The sequence below is a fragment of the uncultured Holdemanella sp. genome (assembly GCF_934754935.1).
GTDB lineage: Bacteria > Bacillota_I > Bacilli_A > Erysipelotrichales > Erysipelotrichaceae > Holdemanella.
In genome coordinates, this window is the sequence record NZ_CAKVJB010000007.1 from 64,393 (window position 1) to 70,392 (window position 6,000).

Genomic DNA, 6,000 nt, shown 5'->3' on the forward strand with positions numbered 1-6,000 from the left:
TGTCAATGAGAATGACCTTTCTTTAAGGAAAGAAATTAATACAGATTGACAGACAACTGAATAGCTGAGCTTTGTTGTTGAACGGCACATATAACACAAAGCTAAATTAATGAAAACTTCCAATAAAAATAGTGTCTAAGAAACTGAAAGGTGGTATATCTCATGCTCGAAAAGAAGGAATTAACGTTTGTGGTATTCATTCTCCATGCTCTTGGTCAACATTGGAATATGACAACGACTGAAGTGTACGAAATCTTGAATACGACAGGTATATTAGATGATTACATTATTAAATGCTATGATGTTTTGCATACGTTAGGAAAAGAATATTTGGTTGAAGATATTACAGAGTTTGTTAGAGAAAAGGGAATAGACGTGTAGTTGTAAAATAAACTGTTTAATCAAAATTGTATCTACCACGAAAATTATAATAAACACTAGTTTTTGCTTTAATAACGTTGGTACTCTTGATTCAAACGGTACAATTTGCTATGCAGCACAATTTGGAGGAAACCGTATTAACAGGCATTTTGGCAATTCTCTACTATTTTGTATATATTCGTGTATCTAAGACTACTTTAAGATCGGACTTAGACGATATTGAGTAAGATGTTTCTTTTTATGATTGACTGTCTATTGGATTGAAGTGTAAACTAACATTAGGAACAAAAGCTAAGAAGCTTTTAGCGAGGTATGATGTGCATGTGTGCAGGTTATACCTCGATTTTTGATTATGAGAATCTGGAAATAAAAAAACCAGCCTCTGCGTACAGAAACTGGGCGTGCGCCTCTTGCGTCACCTTCGTCTTAATTAATATACCATATTTTCTTAATTGTGCAACTCACTATATATTCTTCGATTTAATTGTGTTAATAATATTAATGACAATAAAACGTTTGGGCAATTACGAACTAAATGAAAGGGAACCTATTATGTATGATCAAGAGAAAATTAAAAAGATGAAGAATCATGAACTTGCGATGGAAGCATATTACTATTCAATTAATAATGATATGATTGGTGGTATATCTGAAAAAAATGCGATAAAATGCTTTGGACAGATTATCGCGATGTTAGATTCAGATGAAAGACTTAATCTTCCATTCATTACTGTAAATGGAAAATGTTTTGTGGCTACTAAAAAACGCCTGATAAAATGTTCTAAAAACATGTTTGGATACAAATTTAAAGAGTGGAATTGGAGTCAGATCAGGAATGTATTCTACAAAAAAGCATTGACAGCAGGAACTTTAATACTGAATACAGTGGATGGAGAAGTTAAAATCTCAATCAATCGAGACGGCACAGAGTTTGCTGGCGAAATATTGAGAAAATTAAAGAGAGAAGCAAAATAAACAAATTTGGTGATTGCTGAATCTTTATCTTCATTGTCTTCATGTAGTATAATCACTACTAGAAGTTCTTTGAAATCTCTTTTTAAATCAATGGGTCTGCGAGAAGGGATTTCAAGTTCTTTAAAAGATATGTTTTGTGCATATCTTTTTTTATTGACTTAATAGTTAAGTAGGTATATAGTTAAGTAACTTAAATAAATTGGAGGTTCTTATGAAAGTTCAAGATGAAGTACTCGATTTGATGTTTGATCTAACGTATAAAGTCACGAACTATGTTCGAAATAACCGTCATTGTAAAGATGGGCCGCGACTTAAGGATGTGATGTTGTTTAAAACGATTTATAAAGCAGAGAATCATCAGATTACGATGAGTGAATTGGCAAGTATCTTAGGTGTATCTGCTGCAGCTGTTTCGCAGATGATTGCGGGATTTGAAAAGAAGGGTCTGCTTCAAAGGGTGCATTCGAATACAGATCGAAGAACCGTATATATTCAAATTGTCCCTGAAGCGATTGAGATGTTTCAAAATCGAATGGATATGCACGTAAAGAATGTATATGACTACTTGGATTATCTAGGGGAGTCTGATTGTGCGCATTTAAGAGATATTTTAAAAAAGACAGCTCATTATATGGAGGAAAATAAATGACAAAGATATTGAAATATTTAAAGCCATATTGGCTATCCATTGTACTCGCATTTGGTTTGTTGTTTGGACAAGCAACTTGTGAACTTACAATGCCGGATTATATGCAAAATATTGTCAATACAGGTATTCAGAATGCGGGTATTGAAAGTGGTGTGTATCAACAAATCAGTGAGAAGACTTTAAATTCGTTTTTGATGTTTTCAAATGATTCGGAAAAGGATTTGATTACTTCTAGCTATAAATTGGTTAAAAGTGCATCTGCAACAAAGGAACAAAAATCATTGATTCCTGCACTTAAAGAAGAGAATGTTTACTTATTGAAGGACATTAATGAATCAAAGAAGTCAAAGTTAGAATCATGTATGACCTTACTTCAAATGACTATGGTAGAAGTAAGTAAGGATGCGAAATCATCTGGTGTACAAATACCACAACTTCTTATGATGAATGGAATTGATTCTTATAGGGATTCTGCCAAGACTGAAATCTCTAAATTAGGAAGTTCAACTGTATCGAGCATGAGTTCACAATTCTTAAAGAAAGAATATACAGATCTAGGTATGGATATGGAAAAGATGCAACAAGACTATATTATCTTTTCTGGACTTAAGATGTTAGGATATGCTCTAGGCAGTGCTATATGTGCGATTCTAGTAGGATTTTTAGCTAGTCGTATTGCGGCAGGTTTTTCTAAAGATTTGCGTAAAGAAGTCTTTGAAAAAGTAACCCACTTTTCCAATGAGAATCTAAATACGTTTAGTACTTCTTCCTTAATTACACGTACCACAAATGATATTCAACAACTTCAAATGACGATCGTTATGTTTTTAAGAATCGTTATGTACGCACCAATTATTGGTGTTGGAGCTATTTTTCACGTTATTGAATCGGGTGCGAATATGACTTGGATTCTAGCCTTATGTGTCGTTGTGATTTTAAGTGTAGTTCTATTGATCTTTATGATTGTGATGCCTAAATTTAAGATCATGCAGAAAATGATCGATAAAATGAATAGTGTGGTTCGTGAATTATTGGATGGAATGTTAGTCATTCGTGCCTTTAATAATGAAAAGCTTGAAGAATCTAAGTTTGATAAAGCCAATACGGACATCACTTCCATTTCATTATTCACAACACGAGCTATGGCCATTATGATGCCAATTATGATGTTTTTAATGAATGGTACAACCCTAATGATTTTATGGTTTGGATCGAAACAAGTCGATTCAGGAATGATTCAAGTCGGTAGTATCATGGCCTTTATGCAGTATGCGATACAAGTCATCATGGCCTTCTTAATGATTACAATGGTCACAATCATGCTTCCTAGAGCGAATGTCAGTGCTTTGCGTATTCATGAAGTATTAAGTAGTGAAATTACCGTAAAAGATAAATCCAATCCTTTGGATTTTTCATCTTCAATGCATGGAGTCGTATCCTTTAAAAACGTTTCGTTTAAATATCCTGGTGCCGATGAATATGTATTGAATGATATTAGCTTTGAAACAAAACCAGGCCAAACCACAGCCTTTATTGGAAGTACAGGATCTGGTAAATCAACACTAATTAACTTAGTACCAAGATTTTATGATGTAACAAGTGGTTCGATCTTGGTGGATGGCGTTGACATTCGTGATGTGAAACAAGCGGATCTAAGAAGTCGTATTGGCTATGTTCCACAAAAGGGAATGTTACTATCGGGAGACATTGAATCCAACTTATTATATTCAAAGAAAGATGCGAGTGAGAATGATATTCAAAGCGCTTTAGATATTTCTCAATCATTAGAATTCGTATCTAAAAAACCAGAAGGAATACATTCAGAAATTAACCAGGGTGGTACCAATGTTTCGGGTGGCCAAAGACAAAGACTTTCAATTGCACGTGCCATTGTGCGTAAACCTGAAATCTATATTTTCGATGATAGCTTTAGTGCTCTAGACTTTAAAACGGATGCCAAACTTAGAGAGGCTTTAGCCACATCTTGTAAAGAAACAAAGAGTACCGTATTACTTGTTGCTCAACGTATTTCAAGTATTTTACATGCCGATCAAATCATTGTATTGGATGAAGGAAAGATGGTTGGCAAAGGTACACATTCGGAGTTGATGAAATCTTGTGAAGTTTATCAACAGATCGCATCGAGCCAACTGACAAAGGAGGAACTTGCCAATGTCTAATCAAAAACAAAATAACCGTCCTAGAGGTCCTATGGGCCATGGTATGCGTGGCGGTGGTGAAAAGGCAAAAGACTTCAAGGGAACGATGAAGAAGCTTTTAAACTACATTAAACCCTTTAAATTCTCATTTTTAGTGGGTATTCTTTGTGCGGTTGTCTCCGTTTGTATCATGGTGATTGGACCTAAGATTCAAGGAAATATTATTACCGAAATTGCCCAAGGCTTTATGAATAAAGTACAAGGTAAGGGTGGCATTGATTTTGATGCGATCCAAAAAACATGTGCCTTATTATTAGCTATTTATGCCTTGAGTACAGCCTTCTCTTATCTTCAAGGTTGGTTGATGAGTGGTGTCTCAAATAAGATGGGATACAAGCTTCGTCAGGAAATGAATCAAAAAATCGATCGACTACCATTGTCTTATTTTGATAAAAATAGTCATGGAGATATTCTTTCAAGATTTACCAACGATGTAGATACATTAGTACAATCTTTGAATCAATCTTTATCGACTATGGTATCTAGCTTTGTACAAATCATTGGCTTTTTAGTGATGATGATCAGTATTTCATGGAAGATGACACTGATGGCTTTGATTGTCATTCCATTAAGTTTGATCTTGGTCATGGTCGTTGTCAAAAAGAGTCAACGTTATTTCAAGGCTCAACAAAAATCTTTGGGTTTAGTCAATGGACATATTGAAGAGATGTATGCAGCCCATACGATTGTGAAGGCTTTTAATGGTGAAGAAGATTCTTTACGTACTTTTAAAGAATATAATGATCAATTGTATACGAGTGCTTGGAAGTCACAATTCTTATCAGGACTTATGATGCCTTTGACAAACTTAATTGGGAATCTAGGCTATGTGGGAGTATGTATTTTAGGTGGATACTTAACGATTCATGGTGAAATTGTGGTGGGTGATATTCAATCTTTCATCACATATACACGTAACTTTACACAACCGATTTCGCAAATCTCACAATCGATGAATATGCTTCAAAGTACGGCAGCTGCAGCTGAACGTGTATTTGAATTCTTGGCAGCCGATGAAGAGGTTAGTGATGTAAAAGATCCAGTTGTATTAAAGGACGTAAAAGGCCAAGTGACTTTTGAAAATGTATGTTTCGGTTATGATCCAAATAAAATTGTCATCAATGATTTTTCAATGTATATTAAGCCAGGCCAAACTACAGCTATTGTAGGTCCTACAGGTGCTGGTAAAACTACGATTGTCAAACTATTGATGCGATTCTATGAATTGAATTCAGGTTCTATTTATATTGATGGCCATAATATTACGGAATATACAAGAAGTAGCTTACGCAATATGGTCGGTATGGTATTACAGGATGCTTGGCTATTTGAGGGTAGTATTCTAGAAAATCTACGTTTTGGAAAACCTAGTGCGAGTGATGAACAAGTAATCAAGGCAGCTAAGGCAGCTCATGTGGATCACTTTATTCATACATTAGATCATGGCTATGATACAGTATTAAATGAATCTTCAAGTAATATTAGTCAGGGGCAAAGACAATTACTAACAATTGCACGTGCTTTCTTGGCAGATCCTAAGATCTTGATTTTGGATGAGGCAACAAGTAGTGTAGATACACGTACAGAAGTCTTGATTCAAAAAGGTATGGATGAATTGATGAAGGGACGTACTAGTTTTGTGATTGCGCATAGACTTTCTACCATTCGTGATGCAGATAATATTATTGTGATGGATCATGGTGACATTGTAGAAGTGGGAAGTCATGATGAATTGATGAAACGTAATGGTTTCTATACGAAGTTATATAATGCTCA

At 34.8% G+C, this 6,000-nt stretch carries 5 protein-coding genes; all 5 read left to right on the forward strand.

Going from position 1 to position 6,000, the window contains the following annotated elements; all coding sequences use genetic code 11:
* The first annotated feature begins 162 nt into the window (after positions 1–162).
* Positions 163–381, forward strand: a complete 219-nt coding sequence (locus Q0E86_RS03100) for a DUF3791 domain-containing protein (protein WP_295754475.1) — start codon at positions 163–165, stop codon at positions 379–381.
* A gap of 552 nt (positions 382–933) precedes the next feature.
* Positions 934–1,356: a PH domain-containing protein gene (locus Q0E86_RS03105; protein WP_295754476.1), complete on the forward strand. Its 423-nt coding sequence runs from the start codon at positions 934–936 to the stop codon at positions 1,354–1,356.
* 211 nt (positions 1,357–1,567) lie between these two features.
* A complete protein-coding gene (locus tag Q0E86_RS03110) occupies positions 1,568–2,005 on the forward strand; it encodes a MarR family winged helix-turn-helix transcriptional regulator (protein ID WP_295754477.1) in 438 nt (145 codons plus the stop codon).
* Entirely contained in the window at positions 2,002–4,185 is a 2,184-nt protein-coding gene (locus Q0E86_RS03115; protein WP_295754478.1) for an ABC transporter ATP-binding protein, read from the forward strand. The genes Q0E86_RS03110 and Q0E86_RS03115 overlap by 4 nt, the downstream gene beginning before the upstream one ends.
* Positions 4,178–6,000: ABC transporter ATP-binding protein (locus Q0E86_RS03120; protein WP_295754479.1), on the forward strand; the 1,823-nt coding region annotated here is incomplete at its 3' end. The genes Q0E86_RS03115 and Q0E86_RS03120, both read left to right, overlap by 8 nt.